20 protein-coding genes are annotated in these 22,786 nt (G+C 70.2%); 10 read left to right on the top strand and 10 right to left on the bottom strand.

Features of this window, described 5'->3' with window-relative positions:
* Nucleotides 1-56: 56 nt before the first annotated feature.
* Together D456_RS25495 and D456_RS0105905 are read left to right on the top strand one after the other, a co-directional pair.
* Nucleotides 57-233: a Trm112 family protein gene (locus D456_RS25495; RefSeq protein ID WP_017575240.1), complete on the top strand. Its 177-nt coding sequence runs from the start codon at nucleotides 57-59 to the stop codon at nucleotides 231-233.
* A 155-nt stretch (nucleotides 234-388) separates the two neighbouring features.
* A complete protein-coding gene (locus D456_RS0105905) occupies nucleotides 389-1,657 on the top strand; it encodes a serine/threonine-protein kinase (protein WP_026115605.1) in 1,269 nt (422 codons plus the stop codon).
* 29 nt (nucleotides 1,658-1,686) lie between these two features.
* Here D456_RS0105905 and D456_RS0105900 read toward each other — a convergent pair whose 3' ends face one another.
* Both D456_RS0105900 and D456_RS0105895 read right to left on the bottom strand, forming a co-directional pair.
* Complete coding sequence (locus tag D456_RS0105900) at nucleotides 1,687-2,811, bottom strand: hypothetical protein (RefSeq protein WP_017575239.1); 1,125 nt, start codon at nucleotides 2,809-2,811, stop codon at nucleotides 1,687-1,689.
* Nucleotides 2,812-2,925: 114 nt separating this feature from the next.
* The gene (locus D456_RS0105895; protein ID WP_017575238.1) at nucleotides 2,926-3,351 is read right to left on the bottom strand and encodes a MerR family transcriptional regulator; all 426 of its coding nucleotides are present in this window, start codon (nucleotides 3,349-3,351) and stop codon (nucleotides 2,926-2,928) included.
* Nucleotides 3,352-3,479: 128 nt separating this feature from the next.
* Between D456_RS0105895 and ahcY (D456_RS0105890) the strand changes: the two genes are divergently transcribed.
* Entirely contained in the window at nucleotides 3,480-4,916 is a 1,437-nt protein-coding gene (gene ahcY, locus D456_RS0105890) for an adenosylhomocysteinase (protein WP_017575237.1), read from the top strand.
* 17 nt (nucleotides 4,917-4,933) lie between these two features.
* Nucleotides 4,934-6,196 (top strand): adenosylhomocysteinase, encoded by a 1,263-nt coding sequence (gene ahcY / locus D456_RS0105885; protein WP_026115603.1) that lies wholly within the window; start codon nucleotides 4,934-4,936, stop codon nucleotides 6,194-6,196.
* Between the two features lie 37 nt (nucleotides 6,197-6,233).
* On the opposite strand, the gene D456_RS23740 is transcribed toward ahcY (D456_RS0105885), so the two are convergent.
* The gene (locus D456_RS23740; protein ID WP_083904520.1) at nucleotides 6,234-7,082 is read right to left on the bottom strand and encodes an RDD family protein; all 849 of its coding nucleotides are present in this window, start codon (nucleotides 7,080-7,082) and stop codon (nucleotides 6,234-6,236) included.
* 111 nt (nucleotides 7,083-7,193) lie between these two features.
* Between D456_RS23740 and D456_RS0105875 the strand changes: the two genes are divergently transcribed.
* A complete protein-coding gene (locus D456_RS0105875) occupies nucleotides 7,194-8,201 on the top strand; it encodes a stage II sporulation protein M (RefSeq protein WP_017575234.1) in 1,008 nt (335 codons plus the stop codon).
* 153 nt (nucleotides 8,202-8,354) lie between these two features.
* On the opposite strand, the gene D456_RS23735 is transcribed toward D456_RS0105875, so the two are convergent.
* From D456_RS23735 to D456_RS0105845, 6 genes are all read right to left on the bottom strand, one after another.
* Nucleotides 8,355-9,557: a P-loop NTPase family protein gene (locus D456_RS23735; RefSeq protein ID WP_017575233.1), complete on the bottom strand. Its 1,203-nt coding sequence runs from the start codon at nucleotides 9,555-9,557 to the stop codon at nucleotides 8,355-8,357.
* A gap of 394 nt (nucleotides 9,558-9,951) precedes the next feature.
* Entirely contained in the window at nucleotides 9,952-11,250 is a 1,299-nt protein-coding gene (locus D456_RS0105865; RefSeq protein ID WP_017575232.1) for a DUF58 domain-containing protein, read from the bottom strand.
* Nucleotides 11,250-12,236 (bottom strand): AAA family ATPase, encoded by a 987-nt coding sequence (locus tag D456_RS0105860; protein WP_017575231.1) that lies wholly within the window; start codon nucleotides 12,234-12,236, stop codon nucleotides 11,250-11,252. The genes D456_RS0105865 and D456_RS0105860 overlap by 1 nt, the downstream gene beginning before the upstream one ends.
* Nucleotides 12,237-12,294: 58 nt before the next feature.
* Nucleotides 12,295-13,440 (bottom strand): DUF4350 domain-containing protein, encoded by a 1,146-nt coding sequence (locus D456_RS0105855; protein ID WP_017575230.1) that lies wholly within the window; start codon nucleotides 13,438-13,440, stop codon nucleotides 12,295-12,297.
* Nucleotides 13,437-14,072, bottom strand: a complete 636-nt coding sequence (locus tag D456_RS0105850) for a DUF4129 domain-containing protein (protein WP_017575229.1) — start codon at nucleotides 14,070-14,072, stop codon at nucleotides 13,437-13,439. The genes D456_RS0105855 and D456_RS0105850 overlap by 4 nt, the downstream gene beginning before the upstream one ends.
* Entirely contained in the window at nucleotides 14,069-15,064 is a 996-nt protein-coding gene (locus tag D456_RS0105845) for a glycerophosphoryl diester phosphodiesterase membrane domain-containing protein (protein WP_017575228.1), read from the bottom strand. Before D456_RS0105845 ends, D456_RS0105850 begins: the two co-directional genes overlap by 4 nt.
* Before the next feature lie 616 nt (nucleotides 15,065-15,680).
* Between D456_RS0105845 and mtrA the strand changes: the two genes are divergently transcribed.
* The 5 genes from mtrA to hpf all read left to right on the top strand — a co-directional run bounded on the left by mtrA (nucleotide 15,681) and on the right by hpf (nucleotide 22,162).
* Nucleotides 15,681-16,358, top strand: a complete 678-nt coding sequence (gene mtrA / locus D456_RS0105840) for an MtrAB system response regulator MtrA (RefSeq protein ID WP_017570965.1) — start codon at nucleotides 15,681-15,683, stop codon at nucleotides 16,356-16,358.
* Nucleotides 16,359-16,374: 16 nt separating this feature from the next.
* On the top strand, nucleotides 16,375-18,102 hold the full coding sequence (mtrB, locus tag D456_RS0105835) for an MtrAB system histidine kinase MtrB (protein WP_017575227.1): 1,728 nt from the start codon (nucleotides 16,375-16,377) through the stop codon (nucleotides 18,100-18,102).
* The gene (locus tag D456_RS0105830) at nucleotides 18,099-19,967 is read left to right on the top strand and encodes an LpqB family beta-propeller domain-containing protein (protein WP_017575226.1); all 1,869 of its coding nucleotides are present in this window, start codon (nucleotides 18,099-18,101) and stop codon (nucleotides 19,965-19,967) included. The genes mtrB and D456_RS0105830 overlap by 4 nt, the downstream gene beginning before the upstream one ends.
* A gap of 76 nt (nucleotides 19,968-20,043) precedes the next feature.
* The gene (locus D456_RS0105825; RefSeq protein WP_017575225.1) at nucleotides 20,044-20,826 is read left to right on the top strand and encodes a ComF family protein; all 783 of its coding nucleotides are present in this window, start codon (nucleotides 20,044-20,046) and stop codon (nucleotides 20,824-20,826) included.
* Nucleotides 20,827-21,487: 661 nt separating this feature from the next.
* Nucleotides 21,488-22,162: a ribosome hibernation-promoting factor, HPF/YfiA family gene (hpf, locus tag D456_RS0105820; protein WP_017575224.1), complete on the top strand. Its 675-nt coding sequence runs from the start codon at nucleotides 21,488-21,490 to the stop codon at nucleotides 22,160-22,162.
* Nucleotides 22,163-22,243: 81 nt separating this feature from the next.
* On the opposite strand, the gene D456_RS0105815 is transcribed toward hpf, so the two are convergent.
* Nucleotides 22,244-22,771 (bottom strand): hypothetical protein, encoded by a 528-nt coding sequence (locus D456_RS0105815; protein WP_017575223.1) that lies wholly within the window; start codon nucleotides 22,769-22,771, stop codon nucleotides 22,244-22,246.
* Between the last annotated feature and the right edge of the window lie 15 nt (nucleotides 22,772-22,786).

The following is a 22,786-nucleotide window of genomic DNA, read 5'->3' as shown; positions in this document are numbered from 1 at the left end:
GCGGGGCGGTCGCGTCCGGCCCGCACCCCGCACAACGACACGAGGAACGAGATCTCATGAGCACGAAGATCGACGACTGGCTGTTGGAGATCCTGGCCTGTCCTCAGAGCCAGGCCCCGCTCCGCCACGACCCGGAGACCGACGAGCTCGTCTGTGACCGGAGCAAGCTCGCCTACCCGATCCGTGACGGCATCCCCGTGCTGCTCGTGGACGAGGCGAGAAGTATCGATTGAGGGTCGGACGGAACGGGATCGACGTTCCGACAGTCTTATCGGGTACAGCCGGGGTGGGACGAACCCTGACGGGGCGGACGTAAGGCGCCGTCGTGTCCGGGAAGCTCTACTCTGGCATCTGCCCCGTAGTACGACGACCTCCCTGGAGGAGACCGATGGCCGGCCCCCAAGCGCTCACGCCGAGCGACCCCTCGGCGTTCGGCGAGTACAGCGTGACCGGCCGCCTGGGCAAGGGCGGCCAGGGGGTGGTTTATCTCGCCGAGGACGGTGACGGTGAGGAATACGCCGTCAAGGTCCTCAACGAGCAGTGGGCGGAGGACTCCGACCTGCGCAAGCGGTTCGTCAAGGAGGTCCAGGCCGCACAGAAGGTCGCTTCCTTCTGCACGGCCGCGATCATCGACGCCCAGCTCGACGAGGACCCGCCCTACGTCGTCAGTGAGTTCGTCCCCGGCAAGGACCTGCAGGACACGGTCGCCCAGGGCGGCATCCAGCGCGGCAGCAAGCTGCAGCGCCTGGCGGTGTCCACGGCCACGGCCCTGGTCGCCATCCACAAGGCCGGGATCGTCCACCGCGACTTCAAGCCCGGGAACGTGCTCCTGGGCCCGGACGGCCCGCGGGTCATCGACTTCGGCATCGCCAGGGTCGACGACGGCACCGCCACCATGACCAACTCGATCGTGGGTACCCCCTCCTACATGGCGCCCGAGCAGATCGAGGGCCGCGGTATCACCGACAAGTGCGACATCTTCGCGTGGGGTTGTGTCATGGCGTTCGCCTCCACGGGCCGGGCCCCGTTCGGCTCCGACACCGTGCCCGCGGTCGTGCACCGGGTGGTGACCTCGCCTCCGGACCTCGAGGGGATGGACGAGAGCCTCCGCACGGTCGTGGAGTCGTGCCTGGACAAGGATCCGCAGAACCGGCCCAACGCCCAGACCCTGCTGATGCGCCTGCTCGGCCACGACGGCGTCCCGGAGGAGGCCGACTCCACCGACGAAGCCGTCAGAAGGGGTGAGCAGATCGCACAGACCGGTGTGTTGACCGGCGGTCAGACCCCGTTCCCCCAACCGCCTCAGCAGTACCCCACGGGCGGGCAGCCGCCCATGGCCCCCGGCACGGGGGCGGCCCCCGGACCGGGGATGTCCGACCCCCGGCACGGCATGGGTACGGGGCAGCCGCCCATGACCTCCGACCCGCGCCAGGGCATGCCCCCGAACCCGTACGGGCCGAACACCCCGCCGCCGCACGGGGCCCCCATGGCCGGGATGAACCCGAACCAGACCTATGCCCGGCCCGCACCGCAGCAGCCGGTGCCGTCGCAGGAGGGGCAGGAGTCCGTACTGCAGCAGAGCTGGGTGATCCCGGCGGTGCTCATCACCATCGTCATCCTGCTCCTCGTGCTGGTTCTGGCGGCGCTGAGCGGCTGACCGGGGAGGCCGTCGGGCACAGCCCGCCCTCAGACGCGGGTGAGCAGCGCCATCGACCGGGACAGGGCCTCATCGATGAGATCGCAGATGAGCGGCCGACGGTCGTCGGCGGAGTCGTTGGGCATCACTGTCACCCCGTCGACGTCCGCCATGAGCGGGGCCCCGTGCACCCCTTCACCGGTGGTCAGCCGTGCATCGGCCGTCACCGCCAGCACCCCGGCCGAGGCGGGGCCCACCTCCTGCACGACCACGTACAGCTCCAGTGCCGCCTCGTCCGCGATCAGGGACAGGCAGACCCACCAGTGGTCGGCCTCCGGTGCCAGCAGGGCCCGTTCCGGCGGAGCTGCCACCGCCTGCGGAACCTGCGGCGCACTCCCCACACGGACGTCGGCGCGGGCCTCCGTGTCCAAGGAGGTCAGGACCTGCAGCAGCGGTCCGCGGCGCTCGTGCAGGTGCTCCAGTGCCCGGCGGTGGACCGCGGCGGCCAGAGGCGGGGCCGAGACCCGTGCCGCACTCGGACGGGGCCTCGACCGACTCAGTTCGGTACGCAGGGAAGCGGCCACGAGCCGGGAGAGATGGCGGGCGCACAGGTCGATCCGGCGCGTTCCGCCCGCCTCCGTGCACGCGGGGACCCCCGGATCGGGCAGCAGCGGCGGGAAATCGGCCCGCTGGAGCACGAGGGAGGCCAGGATCCACGGGAGTACCCACCCGGGATCACCGCCCGTCCGGCCGGGTGCGGCTTCGTGCAGGGCCTCCGCGCAGGCCACGTAGGCGTGCACCGCGCGCACGGCCGGGTGTCCCGGGGCGGAGGCGGCCCGGGCGACGTCTGCGGCGTGCTCATCGGTCAGCCGGGGGCAGCGCACGGGGTCGGGGAGCGATGCGGCGCGCTCGGCGAGCTCGGTGACGTAGCCGGACGTGATCGCACGACCGGACATCTCCTCGGAGGCGGTGGCCTCCAGCAGCTCGGCCAAGGCGGGGCCGCCCCCGAGCTCGTAGGACCTGCGGTGGGCCGACTCACGGCGGGCCCGGGCACGTTCCCCGCGCGGGCCGCGGTGCTCGGCCCAGACCGCACGCAGCCTGTCCAGGTCGTCGAGGTCGGGGCGCAGACACCCCTCGATGGCCTGGGAGGTCGTGTCGCCGCTCAGCGTGTTCACGTCAGTGTCCGTAGCCCGTGGGCCCTTTGCCAAAACATGTCCGGAAGCTGAACCGGTGTCCGTGACCGGCCGCGGAGACCGGTGAACCCCGAATGGTTCATGCGCGTCGCGGGCTCACGGGCGGTTCCGGAGGCGCGACCCGTGCAGGAGCCGCATCGCCTTCTCCTTCTCGAAGTCCATGGCGCGGGCGGGGGCGGCGGTCAGGCGGCCCAGGCGTTCGCCGTGCCGCCGCACGCGGCCCAACAGTTCCGGTTCGGCCAGCACCCGCAGTGCGAACGCGAGCGCGGCCGGGGGGATGTCGAACTCGCGTTCCATCTCCAGCCCGGCCCCGATGGTGGCCAGGTCCTCCTCCGTGAAGCGCCGGTGCCGGTGACCGCGCCCGGTCGGCGAATCCTGGGTGCGGGGGAGCAGACCCAGGCCCTCCCGGTACCGCAGCATGCGCGCCGTGGTGCCCACGAGCTCGGCCGCGGTCGAGATCGGCACCGCGCCGGACGCGTCGTCGATCGGTCCGTGCAAGTGCGAGGTGTCGTGGACGGCCATGCCCGTGACCCTAACCCACTGACGTCCTCCGCAACGGCAAATCTGACAACGTGGCGTCAGGTTTGTGCTGCATAGCGGCATGCGCCCCTAGAATCATGGGGCCACCACAAGTCACGAGTGAGGAATGCATGGCTTTCGACTACAAGGTCGCCGATCTTTCCCTGTCCGACTTCGGCCGCGATGAGATCCGTCTCGCCGAGCACGAGATGCCCGGCCTCATGGCCACCCGCGCCGAGTACGGGGACAGCAAGCCGCTCCGGGGCGCCCGGATCATGGGCTCGCTGCACATGACCGTGCAGACCGCGGTCCTCATCGAGACCCTGGTCGCTCTCGGCGCCGAGGTGCGCTGGGTCAGCTGCAACATCTTCTCGACCCAGGACCACGCCGCTGCCGCTACCGTCGTGGGCCCCGACGGGACCCCCGACGACCCCAAGGGTGTTCCGGTCTTCGCCTGGAAGGGCGAGACGCTGGAGGAGTACTGGTGGTGCACCGAGCAGGCCCTGACCTGGCCCGGCGGTGAAGGCCCCAACATGATCCTGGACGACGGCGGCGACGCCACCATGCTCGTCCACAAGGGCGCCGAGTTCGAGCGCGCCGGTGCGGTCCCCGAGCCCACGGCCGACGACCCCGACGAGTTCAAGGTCGTCCTGGGCCTGCTCAAGAAGAGCCTGAATCAGGACTCCGGCAAGTGGACCAAGATCGCCGAGGGCATCAAGGGCGTCTCCGAGGAGACCACCACCGGTGTGCTGCGCCTGTACGAGATGCAGCGCGAGGGCACGCTGGCCTTCCCGGCGATCAACGTCAACGACTCGGTCACCAAGAGCAAGTTCGACAACAAGTACGGCATCCGCCACTCGCTGCCGGACGGCATCATGCGTGCCACCGACGTCCTCATCGGCGGCAAGATCGCCGTCATCTGCGGTTACGGTGACGTCGGCAAGGGCTCGGCCGACGCCATGCGCGGCCAGGGTGCCCGGGTCATCGTCACCGAGATCGACCCGATCAACGCCCTGCAGGCCGCCATGGACGGCTACCAGGTCGCCAGCCTGGAGTCCGTGCTGGACATCGGTGACATCTTCATCACCACCACCGGTAACTTCAACGTGATCATGACCGAGCACATGGCCGCCATGAAGCACCAGGCCATCATCGGTAACGTCGGTCACTTCGACAACGAGATCGACATGGCCGGCCTCGAGCGGGTCAAGGGCATCACCAAGAAGGAGATCAAGCCGCAGGTCCACGAGTGGATCTTCCCCGAGGGCAAGTCGATCCTGGTGCTGTCCGAGGGCCGTCTGCTCAACCTGGGCAACGCCACCGGTCACCCCAGCTTCGTCATGTCCAACAGCTTCACCAACCAGGTGATCGCGCAGATCGAGCTGTTCGCCAAGACCGACGAGTACCCCACGGGCGTCTACACGCTGCCCAAGATCCTCGACGAGAAGGTCGCTCGCCTGCACCTGGACGCTCTCGGCGTCGAGCTCACCACGCTCACCAAGGAGCAGGCCGAGTACATCGGCGTCGACGTCGCCGGTCCCTACAAGCCTGAGCACTACCGCTACTGAGGGACCACAGCGACCACATGAAACTACCCTCCCATGAGGTGGCGGACCTCGGCCTTGCTCAGGCCGGGGTCCGCCGGGTCGATTGGGCCGAGCGCTCGATGCCGGTCCTGCGCAGTGTCCGCGAACGCTTCGCGGAGGAACGCCCCCTGGAAGGGTTGCGCGTAGCCGTCTGTATGCACGTCACGGCCGAGACCGCGAACCTGCTACGGGCGATGCGGGCCGGCGGTGCCGAGGTCTGGCTGGCCGCGTCCAACCCGCTCTCCACCCAGGACGACACCGCCGCAGCGCTCGTCAGCGAGTACGGGGTGTCGGTACATGCCTGGGCGGGGATGGACACCGCTGCCTACGACCGCAACCTCGTCACCATTCTGGAGTCCCGGCCGCACCTGCTGCTCGACGACGGGTGCGACCTGGTCAACACCGTGCACCTGCTCCGGCCCGACCTCCTCGACGGGGTCCTGGGCGGCTGCGAACAGACCACCACCGGGGTCATCAGGCTGCGCCGCATGAGCGCCGAGGGCGAACTGCGGATGCCCATGGTCGCGGTCAACGACACCGCCACCAAGCGGATGTTCGACAACCGCTACGGCACCGGACAGTCCACGATCGACGGAATCCTGCGTGCCACCAACGCCCTGATGGCCGGCCGCACCTTCGTCGTCGCAGGGTTCGGCTACTGCGGCCGCGGCCTCGCCGAACGCGCCCGAGGTATGGGCGCCCGCGTCGTGGTCACCGAGGTCGACCCGGTCAAGGCCCTGGACGCCGTCATGCAGGGCTACACCGTGACCACCATGGACGAGGCCGCCTCCATGGGGGACGTCTTCGTCACCGTCACCGGCAACCGTGACGTCATCACCGCCGGCCACCTGGCCCGGATGCGCGACGGCGCGGTGCTGGCCAACTCCGGTCACTTCGACCTCGAGATCGAACTGGACGCCCTGGCCCGGATGGCGGTCGAGGTCAACCCGGGCGTACGCGAACAGGCCGACGAGTACGTGCTGGCCGACGGGCGGCGTCTGTTGCTGCTCTCCGAAGGGCGCCTGGTCAACCTGGGCGCCGCCGAGGGGCACCCGGCCGCCGTCATGGACCTGTCGTTCGCGGTGCACGCCCTGACCACGGCTTGGCTCGCCGCCCACCACGCGGAACTGGAACCCGGTGTCGTGGAGGTCCCCGACGCCACCGACACCGAGGTCGCCCGGCTCGAACTGGCCGCGCTGGGTGTGGGGATCGATTCCCTCAGCCCGGAACAGGAGGATTACCTGCGTTCCTGGCACGTGTGAGGCGCGAGGCCCCCGGGCCTCGCGCGACCGGGACGGTTCAGATCGGGAAACGGCCGTCGGAGAACCGCTCGTGCGGCGGCCCCTGGACACCGTTGCCGCCCTCGGGAGCCGTACCGCGGCGACGCCGCTCAGCCAGAACCGCCGCCAGGAAGTAGGGAGGAGAGGTACCCGGCGGCGGAGGTGGGCTCACCTGCGCGGCGACCGCTTCGGCCAACCGGATGCCCAACTCGTGCCGGGTGTGCTCGGCCAACTCGTCGTAGCGCAGCACGTACTGGCGCGCGTCCGCGGCCGTCTCCGGGGACAGCCCCGAGAGCTCGGCGTTGGCGGCCCACCCCGCCAGCTGCGGCGGCATGGTGATCGTCTCGTTGCGGCGGCGGCCCGTACGTTCCTCCACCACGGTCGTGCCGGCCACGAAGTCGCCCAGGCGGCGGCCGTCCCGGTTGATCAGGGAGGTGATGAGCGCGACCACCCCCGTGGTCATCCACACCTCGACGACGGACATGAGCGCACGCCCCAGCGCCTGCCGGAACCGTTCGGGGGAGCCGTCGGTGCCCACCACACGCAACCCGAGCGCGAGCTTGCCCAGGGAACGGCCCCGGGAGAGCGTCTCGAACGCTGTCGGGTACCCGACGATCACCAGGACGGTCAGGCCCAGCGTCAACGCCGCCAGTGCCGCTTCGTCCAGGCCCGTGCTCATCCACGACCCCAGCATCCCCAGCGCCACCAGCAGGATGATCTGCAGCAGCATGTCGATGACCAGGGCGATCGCCCTGGTGGCGAACCCCGCCGGCCGCAGCTCGAGGACCACGGCATCACCCGTGACCAGGGGCGACGATCCGTACGGATCGTCGTGGACCGGGCCACCGCCGGGAAAGGACACCAACACACACTCCCTCGGGCTCTGCCGCGCACGTCCCTGTCGACACTACCCGCCCACCAGGAACGCCGTACCGTCCGCCGGGTCGTGCCCCGCCGGCCATCGAGTAAGGTCCGAAACGTGGATATCGACGTGTTCGCGGCGACACACGCCCAGGAGTGGAAACGACTGGACGAACTGGTCCGGCGGCGGCGCTCGCTCGCGGGCGAGGAGGTCGACGAGCTCGTCGACCTCTACCAGCGCGTCTCCACCCACCTGTCCGTGGTGCGTTCCGCCGGCCAGGACCCCAACCTGGTCGCCCGCCTCTCGGCGCTGGTGGCCCGGGCGCGGTCCGCCGTGACCGGAGCGCACTCCTCCTCCTGGAGCGAGGTCTCCGGTTTCTTCACCCGCACCTTCCCCGGGACCCTCTACCGTCTGCGCTGGTGGTGGATCGGGGCCAGCGCGGGAACCCTGCTCGTGGCCTTCCTCGCCGGGGCCTGGGTGGTGCTCGACCCAGAGGTCCTCAACGCCATGCAGACCCCCGAGGCCATGCGGCAGTACGTGGAGCACGACTTCGCCAACTACTACGCCGAGAACCCCGGGACCTCCTTCTCCGCCCAGGTGTGGACCAACAACGCCTGGGTCGCAGCACAGGCCATCGTCTTCGGGGTGTTCCTGGCCCTGCCCACCATCGCCGTGCTCGCGATGAACGGTGCGGGTATCGGTTCCTCCGCCGGGATGATGATCGTGCACGGCCGCGGGGAGGAGTTCTTCTCCCTCATCCTTCCGCACGGTTTCCTGGAACTGACCGCCGTCTTCGTCGCCGGAGGGGTCGGGCTCAAGCTCGGGTGGACGATCATCGAGCCCGGAGACCGTCCGCGCCTGCGTGCGCTCGGGGAAGAGGCACGGGCCGCCATGGCCGTCGCGTTGGGGCTGGTCGTGGTGCTGTTCGTGTCCGGCCTCGTCGAGGGCCTGGTCACCGGGAACATGGTGCGCGGCCGCATCGCCACCCCGGTCGGGTTGGGAATCGGCTTCTTCGTCGAGGTGCTGTTCCTGGCGTACGTGTACACCGTCGGCAAGCGCGCCTACCGGAAGGGCGAGACCGGAGACATCCGGAACACACCCGAGGCCGTGCCCGTGGCGGGCTAGACGTGTTGTCCGGTGATCTGGGGAACATGCCCACCCGGCACCAGTCCACGGGTCCGGTCCCGCCCACCACCGATCCACCGGCCGGCCACCGACCCGCCGGCCCCGCCCCCGCGCAAGGCCACGTCCCTCACCCTTCGACGGCCCGAGGCACGCTCACACGGGCTCCACCCGGGCTCGGAGCGCTTCGGAGACCAAGGGATGCAGGAGAAGCTCCGTGTCCTGCCCGTGCCGAACGGTCGAAACCAGGCCGTGGACGACAAGAGCGTTGATGACGCGTGCCAACTCGGCTCTGTCGGTCGGCCACGGTGGCCCCTCCCGGAGGAGCTCCGGGACGATCCGGCGCAACGGGAACGGGAGCCCCCTGCCGCTGAGGGCCGCGAGCCGGCGCAGGAGCGGGGGCGCTTGCGGTTCGACCCTCGCGACGAACTCCAGGGACAACTGCCAGACACCGGAGAGCAACAGCCGCCGCGCGTCCGGACCGGTGAGCAGAGGTTCGGCGAGCGAGTCGAGGTGGGCTGCACCGTCCTCGTCCAGCCTTTTGCGCAGCGCCCGCGCGTCGGGGAACAGGACCCGGTGCGTGGCCAGGATCCGGCCGGCGAGTGCGAGGGCCAGCGGTACCCCGCCCAGCCTCTCGGCCAGTTCCTCGGCGCCCGGCAGGGCTTCCTCCCCCGCGTGGTCGGCGAGCGCAGCACCTGCGGCCGCATCGTCGAGCTCGACGACCTTGTGTACCTGAGCCGGAGCCCACAGGGCCGGGTCGTCCACCCGGCTCGTCACCAGGACGAATCCTGCCGGGCTCGATCGGAGCAGGCCGGCCTGTTCGCCCGGACGGCGGTGCTGGTCGAGCTCCTGGGGCCGGCCGGCGTTGTCGAAGACCAGGAGCCAGGGTTCGGGGGAGCGGTCCAGATGCTGCCACACCCAGCGTGCGGCGCGTCGGGGCGAGCCGCGTACCTCCTCGGCCTCGGACCGGGGACCGCCCACCTCCACGGCGGCTTCGAGGAGCCCGGCGGAGACTTCGCCCGCGCGTATCCAGAACACTCTTCTACCCCGGCCCTGCGCATGTTCGGCCAGTGCGGCGGCCACAGTGGTCTTGCCGAACCCGCCTGGACCGGTGAGTACGTGCGGGACCGAGGAAGCCGAGCCCATCGCCGTGGTGAGCTCCTCGATCAGCCGCGTGCGCCCGCGGACGGCGGTTGCGGGGAGGGGAGGGACGAGAGAGATGTCCGGGGCGGTGGTCCTGGGAGCGCTTGTATCCGGGGCGGACGACACGGTGAGGTGGTGGATGTCCCGCGCCTGGAGGAGCTGGCCGTGGACGGTCCCTCGGGTGGTGTTGCCGATGTCCGGGTCATGAGGGGGCATGCCATCCATGGTGCCCAGTGCGGGTGTCGTGTGGAAGCCCGTTGAGCCGGTCGGAGTGGGTCATGGGCGGCGGGGGCGGGTGGGGGCTGGGACCAGTGGCCCGTGGAGGGTGGGCGACCTGTGGAGGTCGATGGCGGGTGGCGCTGGACCTGCGTCTGGGGAGAGGGGTTCATGGATCGGTTCAGGTGGGCGGTGTTCGTCGGAGACCCGGCCGGGCTGGAATTCCCGACCCCGGCGAACCGCCACCCCCGGCACCACGAGAAACCCCACACCCTCAACCCCGCACAACGCCGCACTTTCCACCAAGACAAGGATGTGGCGGGGCGCCGAAGCAGGGTGTACACAGAGTTGGCCGTATCCCGCGCGGGAAGTGCACTTCCCGCGCGGGATACGGCTACAACCGTCCCTGAGCCTTCAGGTTGATGTAGGCGTCGGCGAGGGCCGGAGCGATGTGGTCGGGGTCGGCGTCGACGACCTCCGCGCCCATCCGGCGCAGCTCCGCCGTCACCCGGCGCCGCTCGGCGAGGGTGCGCTCGGCCGACGCGGCACGGTACAGGGCCTCCGGGGTGCCGCGTTCCCGGGTCATCGCGTCGACCTCGGGGGCGCGGACCGAGGCGACCATGAGCAGGTGGCGCGAGGTCAGCGCGGGCAGGCGGGGGAGCAGGTTCTCCTCCAGCGCGGCCGCGTCGAGGTCGGTCAGCAGCACCACGAGCTTGCGGGTGCGGCCCTGGGCCATGACGGTGCCGGCCATACCTGCGGGGTCGGACTCCACCAGCGCGGCCTCCAGCGGGGCCATCGCCGTCACCAGCTGTTCGATCTGGCTGCCCTTGCCCCCGGAACGCACCTGGGCACGTACGCGGCGGTCGTAGGCGAGGAAGTCCACCCGGTCACCCGCACGCCCGGCCAGCGCCGCCAGCAGCAGCGCCGCGTCCATGGAGTGGTCCAGGCGCGGGGTGTCGCCCACCCGGCCCGCGGAAGTGCGTCCGGTGTCGAGCACGACGAGGATCCTCCGGTCCCGCTCCGGGCGCCACGTACGCACCACGACCCCGTCGTTGCGGGCGGTCGCGCGCCAGTCGATGGAACGCACGTCGTCGCCGCGCACGTAGTCGCGCAGGGAGTCGAACTCGCTGCCCTGCCCACGCACCATCGCGGTGTGCTGGCCCTCCAGCTCCCGCAGCCGCGAGAGTTTGCCGGGCAGGTGGCGGCGGCTGTGGAAGGGCGGCAGCACCCGTACGGTCCACGGAGCCGCCAGGGTCCGTTGCCGTCCCGCCAGTCCCAGCGGTCCGATGGCGCGCACCGTGACCCCCGCGGCCCGGACGTCGCCGCGCCGGCTCGGGGTGAGCCGTACACCGGTCCGGCGGCGCTCGCCGCCCGTGACACGCACCGGCGTCGACCGGGGTTCCACGTGTGCGCTCGGCGGCCACGCGTCGCGTACGCGCCCGCGCAGGGTCCGCCGCGTCGGGTTGTGCAGCACCAGGGAGAGCGTCGCGGCCTCACCCAGCCGCACCGATGTGTCGCCCTCACGCATCAGACGCATGGCGCGCGGGCTCGCCGCGAGCAGCACGTCCAGTACGAGCAGGGCCACCACCACGGCCGAGGAGAGGGCCGTGACCTGCGGACTGATCTGGCCGGAGACCAGTACCGCCCCGACCGCGAGCAGAGCGAGTACCACCGACCGGCCGGTGACCACCATCAGCGCGGCACCGGGACGGAGGCGAGCACACCGTCGAGGACCCCGTCGGCCGTCGCGCCCTCCAGCTCCGCCTCGGGACGCAGCGAGACACGGTGCCGCAGGGTGCCCTTGGCGAGCGCCTTGACGTCGTCGGGGGTGACGTAGTCGCGGCCGCACAACCAGGCCCATGCCCGGCTGGTACGCAGAAGCGCAGTCGCACCACGGGGGGAGACACCCAACCGCAGGGACGGCGACTGCCGGGTGGCCTGGGCCAGGTCCACGATGTACCCCAGCACCTCCGGGGCCACGTGGACGTGTTCCACGGCGGTCTGCGCGGCCTGCAGCTCTCGGGCCCCGGCCACCGGGCGCACGCCCGCGGCGGCGAGGTCGCCGGGGTCGAATCCTGCCGCGTGCCGGCCCAGCATGTCGACCTCGGCGGCACGCGGGGGCAGCCCCACCGTGACCTTGAGCAGGAACCGGTCGAGCTGCGCCTCCGGCAGCGGGTAGGTGCCCTCGTACTCCACCGGGTTCTGTGTCGCCGCGACCAGGAACGGGTCGGGGAGCGTGATCGGGTCGCCCTCCACCGTGACCTGGTGTTCCTCCATGGCCTCCAGGAGTGAGGCCTGCGTCTTGGGTGGAGTCCGGTTGATCTCGTCGGCCAGCAGCAGGTTGGTGAAGACCGGGCCCTTGTGGAACTCGAACTTCGCGGTGTGCTGGTCGTAGACGAGGGAACCGGTGACGTCGCCGGGCATCAGGTCCGGGGTGAACTGCACCCGCTTGTGGTCCAGCGACAGCGCTTCGGAGGCGGTGCGCACCAGCAGTGTCTTGGCCACACCGGGCACACCCTCCATGAGGATGTGGCCCCGGCACAGCAGTGCCACGACCATCCCGGTGACGGTCTCTTCCTGGCCCACGACCGCCTTGGCGACCTCGTGGCGCAGCGCGGTCAGGGACTCTCGTGCCTGTTCGGCGGAGGGCAGTCCCTCGTCGGGTGTCAGGGCGCTCACGTGCGGCCCACCTCTCTCGAATACCTGTCGGTTGCAGCGTGTGGAGTACCGGTCGGGATCACCGCAGCCTCCGGGCCCGCTCGTCCAGCTCCTCCGCGAGCCGGTTCAGCGCCTCGTCGTCCCCCGCGTACGGGTCCGGACGGTCGGGGTACAGCAGCGCCCGTACACGCACCGGGTCCTCGCCCAGCCGTGTGGCGAGCGCGGAGACCACGGTCTCCCGTGGGTCGTCAGGGCGCAGGCCGAGTTTGCCCTGGACACGGTCCAGGAACCCGGTCCGCAGTGCGGCGGCCGCCCGGTCCCGTGCCTTGCGCGAGTGGTACAGCCCGGCACGGCCCTCGGTGGTCTCGGCGGCGCGCACCACCACGGGCAGCGACTCGGGTACGAGCGCGCCGAGACGGCGTCCGCGCCACAGAGCCAGCAGGAGCAGCGCGCCCACCAGCGGGACCGCAGACCAGAGCAGGCTCCGGGGCAGCAGCTCCGTCAGGGTGGCGCTGTCCTCGGGTACGTGCACGTCGGGACGCAGCCACACCACGTCCTCGGCGTCCATGAGGTTCATGGCCAGCGCGGCGTTGCCCTCGTCGGCGAGCTCGGTGTTGGTCATGAAGTGGTCGGTGCCCACGACGGTGGTGGTCCCGGAGCCGTGCTCGACCTGGACCACCGCGGACCCGGAAGCGGCCGCGTAACACTCGGTGACGGCCTGGCCGGGAGCAGCCTCGTACAGCTCTCCGGCCACGTCGGCGGGGCCGGCCGACGCGACGGCGGGCAGGGCGCACCCGCCGTCGAGGGTCTCGTCGGACTCGGTGCGCCCGCTCATGTCCACGCCGGGCGCGAACTCCTCCAGTGTCTGCAGGGTGGGCTGCACCAGGAGGGTGTCGCTCTCCAACTCGGCCAGGCTCCGCACCTCACCGGGTTCCAGCCGGTGATCGAGGAACACGGCCAGCACACTGTTGTCGCCGGCGGCGTCCAGGGCCTGCTCGGCACCGTCCGCCGAGCGCACCACGTGGACGTCGCGGTCCTCCTGCATGGTCTGCACGAGTGCTCGTCCGCCCTGGGGATCGACGCTCCCGGGATCCATGTGCCCCTCGGGGAACTGCTCGTCACCGAGCGAGGCCAGGACCGCCACGACGACCAGCACGATCAGGACCGCGCCGGGGATCCGGACCGCCCGCCAGACGCGGCGCCACCCGGTTTCCGAGGTGCTCATCGTCGCTCCTCCTCCACGGGGGTCGGGCGCGCGGCGCGCAAGCGGTCGTCGAGTTCACGCAGGGTCCGGGCCGTCTCCGCGGTCGCCTCGCGGTGGCCGTAGACGACGTCGTTGAACAGCGTGGCGGCGTCGGAGAGCCGGCCGGCCTGTTCGGGCAGGCTCCGGCCGGCCTCGGCGGCGAGTTCGGTGGCGGTGCGTCCGGCCGTCGGGGTGAGCAGGGCGCGGTCCTCCAGGTCGACGTCGATCGCGCGCAGGCGTTCCACGACGGCTCGGTCGTAGGCACCGGAGGACTCGTGCCCGTCGGCGGCCGCACGGTGGTCGGCCGCCGTGCGTTTGCTCTCCTCGTGCACGGGAGCCCCGATCTTGCGGTTGCGGCCGGGCCGCAGGTACACGACGAGCCCGACCACGAGCAACGCCAGGGCCAGCAGTACCGGCAGCAGCAGCCACCAGTCGCCGGGCAGGCCGTTGCCGAGTTGCATGAGGTCGTCGATGAGGTCGGACAGCCACTGCAGGAACCGGTCGAGGAGGGAGGGTTCGCGGTCGCCGTACACGGGATCGCTGAGTTCCTCGATCGCGCGGCGGCGGCCCTCCTCCCCGGTGATCTCCGAGGAGGAAGCGGTCGGTGCTCTCACGCGTGCTGCTCCGGACGGTAGATCTCGGGGCCGACGGGCACACCCTGTTGGGCGACCCAGTGCAGACGCAGGTCCAGGCCCTCACGGCGCATCCGCAGGTCGATGTAGAGGAGCGTGGTGACGGCGGCGAGGAAGGGTGTGGTGATGCTGGAGGTGAGGGCTTCCACCACGACCCCGAGGACGTTCGCCACGGTCATCCCGAGGTCGCCGTCGGACAGCAGCATGGGCAGCCCCGCGAGGAGGCCGAGCGCGAGCATCAGGATCAGGGAGACACCGATGACGATGAGCAGGGTGAGCGCCACGATGCCGAGCATCCGCCACCAGTTGCCCTTCGTCAGGCGCCAGGAGCGGGCCAACGAACTGCCCGGGCCGAGGCGTTCCAGGACCACGATCGGCATGGCCAGGTAGATCCGGACACCGATCCATGCGAAGAGTGCCAGTCCCCCGAGGAATCCGAGCAGGACCGACGCCAGTGCGATGACCGCGCCCAGCGCCTGGGAACCGGTCGCGGCCAGGAAGGCGCCGAGCAGAGCACCGCCCAGCATGAGGACGACCATCACCATCGCCAGCGCGAAGTGGATGAGGTACTGGAGCACGGACAGACCCAGGATCGCCCAGATCCGGCCGCGGACCGCGGTCCAGACCTGCGAGACCGTGAACTTGTGGCCGAGCACGGCCATACCCACCACCGAGGTGAGCAGGGCGGTCAGCAGCGTCACTGCCAGATAACTGACCGCCGTGCCGAGCATCATCAGCAGCATGGAGCCGCCGGAGACCGGCATGATCGGGTCGTCGGGGGAGACCTGGCCGCTCACGAGCTGCTCGAGGGAACGCTCGTACTCGGCCAGGAAGCCGCTGCTCATCAGGGTGGAGATGGTTGCCGAGACTGCCATGACCACGAACGCCAGCCCGAGTGTGGTGGCCGGGTGGTTGCGGATCAGTGCGAAGGCGCCGTTGAGGATGTCGCCGAGCCCGAGCGGGCGCAGCGGCACCAGGCCGGGTTTGGGGAGCCGGCCGTCCTGCGGCTGCGGCTGACCGTAGGGCGCGGGGCCGTACCCCGGTGGCGGTCCTTGCTGTCCGCCGTACCCGGGTGGAGGAGGACCTTGTGGGGGACCGTAGCCGGGTGGCGGCCCCTGCGGTGTCCCGCCCCCGGGAGCGGACCACCCGCCTCCGGGCGCTGACCAACCGTCGGACCGACCGGGCTGCTCGGGCTCGTCCCTGCGGTCGCCCTCGTGGCTCATCTGGTCCCGCCCTCCCTGAGGCTTCGGTTACGCTGCGCGAACGAGGTCACGTGGTTCTCACGGCACCGGATCCCAACCTACCGGCCGGTTCGGGCCATTCCACGCACGGTCGGGTACTCCGGGAGGGAGCCGACGCACTTCATTCCTTTTGTATGCTTTCTGTTATCAACAGGCCAAGTCAGCCTTGATCCATCGGCCAGTACGAACCTCCGTACAAGTGGCAGAGTGGATCCAGTACGTACGAAAGCAGTTCCCTTGGCTGGGGAGCAAGGCCACCACGAAGACGCCGCTTGAGTGTTCCAGAGAGAGGAGTAGGCGCCGCGGACGCGCTTTGGAGCGGGTCCGACGCCCGGCGCCGGACACACCGATGAAGGGACGTGTACTGGTTGTCGACGATGACCTCGCCCTCGCCGAGATGCTGGGCATCGTACTGCGAGGCGAAGGGTTCGAGCCCTCCTTCGTCCACGACGGGGACAAGGCCCTGGAAGCCTTCCGCGAGACCAAGCCCGACCTGGTCCTGCTCGACCTGATGCTTCCGGGCGCCGACGGCATCGACGTCTGCCGACAGATCCGCGCCGAGTCCGGCGTGCCCATCGTCATGCTCACGGCCAAGAGCGACACCATCGACGTGGTTCTCGGCCTCGAGTCGGGCGCTGACGACTACATCGTCAAGCCCTTCAAGCCCAAGGAGCTCGTGGCCCGTGTGCGCGTGCGCCTGCGCCGCACCGAGGAACCCGCCCCCGAGGTCCTGCAGATCGGGGACATCACCATCGATGTCGCCGGGCACGCGGTGCGCCGCGACGGTGAGCAGATCAGCCTCACGCCGCTGGAGTTCGACCTGCTGGTCGCTCTGGCGCGCAAGCCCCGACAGGTCTTCACCCGCGAGGTCCTGCTGGAGCAGGTCTGGGGCTACCGCCACGCCGCGGACACCCGCCTGGTCAACGTCCACGTGCAGCGCCTGCGCGCCAAGATCGAGAAGGACCCGGAACATCCCGAGGTCGTCGTGACCGTTCGCGGGGTCGGCTACAAGGCCGGTACCGCTTGATCCGGCCGGTGTCCCCATGACAGCAACCTCCCAGGAGGACGTACGGGAGACCGGCCCCGAGGAGGAAGGACCCGCCCCTTCCTCCGACACGTCCGGGGACGACGGGCGCGACGGGAACTCGGGGCTGACCCGTGCCTACCTGTTCGCCCAGCGTGCCGCCCGTGCCCTCGCTCAGGGTGTACAGAACCGGTGGCGGCGTTCGCTGCACCTGAGGGTCATCTCCACGACCCTGGTGCTCTCCCTCCTGGTCATGGTCGGACTCAGCTACGTCATGCTCACACAGGTGCGCAGCGGGTTGTTGGACACCAAGATCGACACGGCGGTCAACGACCACCGGGCCGGGCTCAACTACGCCCTGGCCGAACTGCAGGAGAACGAGGTCGGGGACCGGGACCGACTGCTCTACAACATCACCAGCGAGCTCACCAGCCGCAGTGGTGACACCGGGCTCTACGGGGTCGTCATCATGCCTTCGGTCGGTGACGAGACCGGTTGGGCGACCGGTGACGAGGACTCGGTCCAGCAGCAGAGCGTGCCTCAGCGGCTCATCGACCAGATCCGCCAGTCGGGGTCGGAGCAGCAGTACCACACCTACACCAGCATCGAGATGGAGGGCTCCTCCGAGCCCGCCCTGGTCGTCGGCTCCGAGCTCACACACGCCTACGAGCTCTACTACATCTTCCCGCTCCAGCACGAGCAGGTGATCCTCGACCTGGTGCAGGGCACCCTCGCGCTCGTGGGCGTCCTGCTGGTCATCCTGCTCGGCCTCATCGCCTTCGTCGTCACCCGCCTGGTGGTGACACCGGTGCGTTCGGCGGCGCAGTCGGCGGAACGCCTGGCCTCGGGTGAACTCTCCGAACGGATGGCGGTGCACGGCGAGGACGACCTCGCCAGACTTGCGGTCTCCTTCAACGGGATGGCCGGCAACCTCCAGGAGAAGATCCAGGAGCTGGAGGAGCTCTCCAAGGTCCAACGCCAGTTCGTCTCCGACGTCTCGCACGAACTGCGCACACCGCTCACCACGATCCGGATGGCCGGCGACCTGCTCCACGACGAACGCGAGGAACTCGACACCTCCCAGCGCCGCTCGGTGGAACTGCTCAAAGGCCAGGTGGAGCGCTTCGAGGAACTCCTCGGTGACCTGTTGGAGATCAGTCGCCACGACGCCGGCGCCGCCACCCTGGGGATCGAGTCCACCGACATCCGTGACTCCGTCATGAAAGCCGTCGGGGACGCGGAGCAGATCGCCGAGAAGCGCGGGGTCAAGATCGTGCTGCGTCTGCCCGCCGAGCCCTGTGACGCCGAGTTCGACACCCGTCGTATCAACCGCATCCTGAGCAACCTCGTGGTCAACGCGGTCGAGCACAGCGACGGCGGGGAGGTCGTGGTCAGTGCCGCCGGCGACCGCGACGCCGTCGCCGTGGCCGTGCGTGACTACGGGGTGGGCCTGAAGGAGGGCGAGGAGCACTTGTGCTTCGACCGTTTCTGGCGGGCCGACTACTCGCGGGTGCGCACCACCGGGGGCACCGGCCTGGGACTGTCGATCGCCAAGGAGGACGCGACCCTGCACGGCGGTTGGCTGCAGGCCTGGGGCCTCCCCGGCCAGGGATCGCGGTTCCGGCTCTCCCTGCCGCGCACCTCCGGTACGGAGCTGCGCGGTTCACCGCTGCCGCTGGTCCCGCCGGAGATCGCCCTGGGACAGAACTTCACCCCCCTCCCCGACGACGGAGAGGACGACGGATGAGAACCGCCCTCGGCCGCCGGACCCGCTCGACCCTGACCGCGGCCGCCGCATGCGTACTGCTGGCCTCCTGCTCCGGAGTGCCCACCACCGGGCCCGTCGTGCCCGGGGACGGCGGCGACGTCACCTCCGACCCCTACGGCGGGTACGTGCGGCTGTTGCCGGCCGGCCCGCAGCCCGGCGTCACCCCCGAGGGCCTGGTCAACGGGTTCCTCAAGGACATGGGCAGCTTCGAGGAGAACCACAAGGCAGCCCGCAGCTACATGCTCCCCGGCCTCGAGGAGTCCTGGTCACCCGACGGGTCGGTACAGATCTTCCGGGACCTGGACACCGTCGACCTGGACCCCGAGATCAGCCCCGACGGTCTGACCGCCACGGTGAGTCTGCGCAGCTCCCTGGTGGCCACCATCGACCAGAGCGGCAAGTACGCCCCCAACGATGACGAGGGCCTGTTCGAGGCCACCTTCCAGCTGGCCCGGGAGAACGGTGACCCCGACGGCGAGTGGCGTATCCAGGACATGCCCGACGAGCTGATCCTCAGCGAGCTCGACGTCGAACGGACCCACCGCCCGTTCAACCTCTACTACTTCAACCCCGAGGGCACCGCCCTGGTGCCCGACCCCGTCTACCTGCCGGTGAGCAACAGCGAACTCGCCGAACGCCTCCTCACCAAGCTCATGGACGGGCCCAGCGACTGGCTGGGGCCGGCCGTGCGCTCAGCCTTCCCCGAGGACGCCGAGACCGACCTCGAGGTCGACAACGAGAGCGCGGCCGTGGACGTCGACACCGAGGGAGAGGACCCGGACACCGTGGAGATGGGTGCGCAGGTCGCCTGGACCCTGCGGCAGATCCCCGACATCCAGGAGTTCACCCTCAGGGTCGACGGTACCGAAGTGGACTTCCCCGGCACCGAGGGTGAGAGCGAGGACCGCCCGCGCCCCGGCGACGACTTCTGGGCCGGGGTGAGCCCGAGCGCGACCACCTCGAGCAGCCGTGCCTACTACTCCCACGACGGCCAGCTCTGGTCGGCCGGCGACTGGGAGAACGAGAACTTCGACGACGTGGAGCGTGTGGCCGGCCCCCTGGGCGCCGGCGACGTGCCCATCGAGACCTTCGCGCTCTCCATGGACGAGAGCACCGTCGCGGGCATCACCCTGGGCGGCGGCCAGGTCGTCACCAGCTTCGTCAGCCCCGGTGCCGAGTACGAGACCGTCCTGGACGAGGGGGTCTTCACCGAGGTCTCCTGGGACGTCAACGGCCACTTGTGGGTCGTGGAGGAGACCGAACAGCCCGAGAGCGACGAGGACGAGGCGGACCGTTCCCGGAACGAGCAGCCCACCATCGACGGCGAGGCACAGCCGCCCGAGCCGGGTGACTCCGCCCTGTGGCTGCTGCGCGGGGGCGACGAGGTCGTACGGGTCGGGCTTCCCGAACTCCGGGACCGCTCGTTGGTCGATTTCCAGATCTCACGGGACGGCACCCGCGCCGCTGCGATCACCGAGATCGACGGCGAACGGTCCCTGGAAGTGGGACGTGTGGTCGCCGACGGGGACCAAGTGGCCGTCGGCGGCTTCATCCCCCTGGCGAGCGAGCTCGAGGACATCATCGACGTGTCCTGGCGTTCCGGTGACCAGCTCGCCATCCTCGGCTCCAGGGAAGGGGGAACCAGCCAGGCGTTCCTGGTCCCGGTGGACGGCGGCAGCCCTCCGGCGAGCACCGGGTCCTCGCTCCCGGGCATGGTGGCCATCTCCGGCGCACCCGGACAGCCACTCATCGCCGGGGCCGACGACGGCAGCATCTGGGTTTCCAACGACCGTCTGAACTGGCAGAGCGCGGTCGAGGGCGTGGCGCCGACCTTCCCCGGCTGAGCCGAACCGGTCACGGTTGTCCACAGGTGGCGGATCGGGGGATGCGGGGAGCGGCCGGCCCGGTGATCCTTCAAACATGGACCTCCGTCACCTGTTCCGCGCCCTGCGATGTGCCGTCGCCGCCCTGCTCGAACTGCTCCTTCCCCACACCTGTGCGGGATGCTCCGGCCCCGACGGGCCCCTGTGCTCCCGGTGCCGTGCCCGCCTGGACCGCCGTCCGCGGCGCTGTACGCCGCGCCCGCGTTGCCCCCAGGTATGGGCGGCGGGACCGCACGAGGGCCACGACCGGCGGGTCCTGCTCGCTCACAAGGAGACCGGTGCCGACGGCCTCCGTGCCCCGTTGGGGGAGCGGTTGGCCCGGGTCTACGAGGCCACGGGGTGGTCCGGGCCGGGGATCGTCCTGGTGCCCGTGCCCTCGCGTGGGCGCGGGACGGGGGAGGGGACGGTCGCCGCGCTGGCGGAGGCGGCTCTGGCCGCGTCCGGGGGAGCGCGGGCCGGGCGTGTGGCCCCGTTGCTGCGTTACCGCTGCACTGCCCGTCGGCAGGTGGGTCTCGGGCGCAGGGAACGCCTGCGCAACCGGACCGGGGTGTTCACCGTCGATGCCGCTGCCGTACGTGCGCGGGGCTCGCCCGTGGTCGTGGTCGACGACGTGCTCACCACCGGTTCGACCCTCGCCGAGGCGACCCGGGCGCTGAACGCAGCGGGTCTACGTGTGGTCGGTGCGGTCGTGCTCAACGAGAGCCGCCGGTACACGGGGTCCGTACAAAGGTTTTACCCGGGGCATCCCGGGGGCGGAAAGTCCGTGTGTGCAGGGGGTCGTGGGGTGTTCCCGGGGTTCGGGTGGACAACCAGCACCTGACATCAGCCGCTGGAGGGGTTACCGTCCAGGTATGGCACCCGTCCGGGTCCGTGGTTGCGCCGGAGACGAAGCTCGCGGGAACACCGACGAGCAGATCCGGCAAGCCGAGGCCAGGCGCAGGCGAAACGGCCCACGTAAGGCGACTTTTCGTCGACCGATCACGGTGCGCCTTAGAGGTAAGTCCTGCCCCGCGGAGGGTCCCGATGTCCCTCACGGCAGGGAGAAGGGCAGTAGTCGCGAACAAGAGCGGCGACCCCCTCAGCAGGCGGATGTGGGGACGAAGACCAGGTCGGCCGGGCGGGTGGCATACCGACCCGTGGAGGCCGTCGGGAACGGCGGCCTCCGCCGCCCTTCCCGAGTTCCCCGTTACATCCCGTCTCCAGGAACGCCCGGTACCGCAGAGTTGCTCGGCCTGTCGCCGACGGGCCACTCATACCCTCCCGAGATGCGGAAGCCATGTGCAAAGACCGACGTGGGGCGCGTGATGACCGTGCCGCGCGTGGGTATACGCCTTTTCAACCGAGCCGTGAACCCACCGGACTTGACCGGACCGGCAACGGAAGGGGGCCAGAGCGCGACACCCTTTTTCCGTCTCTTGACGGAAATGGGGATGCAGAGCCAGCTTGGCCGTCACTGACGGCCACGCGATGAAGGGGGTCCTATGGACATCATCGTCAAGGGTCGACGCACCGGTGTGAGCGAGAAGTTTCGACAGCAGGTCGATACCAAGCTCGACAAGCTCTCCAAGTGGGAGAAGAAGGGCATGAGCGTCGACGTGGAGGTGTCCAAGGAGCGCAACCCCAAGCTCGCGGACGTCCGCGAGCGGGTTGAGCTGACCATTCACTCCGACGGGCCCGTGATCCGCAGTGAAGCAGCGGCCGCAGATCGCTACGGTGCCCTGGACATGGCGATCGACAAGGTCGAGGCCCGCCTGCGCAAGTCGGCGGACCGCCGCAAGGTCCATCGCGGGAACCGCACTCCCGTCTCCGTGGCGGCCGCCACCGCCGACCTCCCCGGGGACCTGCCCGGAACCCTCACCGCCGAGCGCGCCGCACCCCCGGCGCAGCGTGAGAGCGACGAAGGAGAAGTCGACGGCGCCGCGGTCGACGGGCGCTTCTCCGACAAGTTCCTCGAGCTCGACACCCAGGGTGAGGCACCCGTGGTCGTGCGGGAGAAATTCCACCGAGCCAAGCCCATGAGCATCGACCAGGCGTTGATGGAGATGGAACTCATCGGGCACGATTTCTACCTCTTCCACGACGAAGCCAAGAACGCCCCGAGCGTGGTCTACCGCCGTAAGGGCTTCGACTACGGGGTCCTCCGACTGGTCGATTAGGAAGAGCGCCCTCCGAGCACCCGACACGAGAGAGGGGCCGGCGCCGGGGTCTCCCGGTGCCGGCCCCTCGTCGGGTCCGGGTCAGCCTGCTGCGCGAGCGGCCTTGCGTTCGCGCTTGCGTTCCCTGCGCGTCATCGACTTGATGCGGTGCAGGGGTGTCTGGTGTGCCTCCTCGGGCTCTTCGCGGGGAGAATCCAGTACGACGTCCGTGAGGATGTCGCAGGCGAAAGCGACGATCGCCGCGGCCACCAGCATGACCGCACCGAGGACGAGGGGGATCAGAGCCCAGCCCATGGCGAGCGAGAGTCCCCCCAGAGCGAAGCCCACGCAGCCGAGCACCACCACGACCCATGAACTGATCCTGCCGCGGTGTCGGCTGGTCGGCGCCAACGCGCCGCCCTGGCGCTGGAATCCGCGGATGCGTCCGAACCCCTCGTGGTCGCCGGGGTGGTGCTGCTCCCAGCGCATCGCGTTCTGCTCGTCGGCCACCGGGTCCTGGACGTCGCCCCAGTCACCCCCGATGGCGGGGTCGGTCCCCTGCCGCGGAACGGAGGGGCGGTCGGCCACCGGGCCCCGGGCCTGGTTCTGTGTTCTCGACCGTGCGTCCATGGGTCCCCCTTACTC

Source organism: Nocardiopsis kunsanensis DSM 44524 (assembly GCF_000340965.1).
In the GTDB taxonomy this organism is placed as follows: domain Bacteria; phylum Actinomycetota; class Actinomycetes; order Streptosporangiales; family Streptosporangiaceae; genus Nocardiopsis; species Nocardiopsis kunsanensis.
Note: the sequence above shows the minus strand (reverse complement) of the source record. Positions and strands in the feature narration are given on the sequence as shown.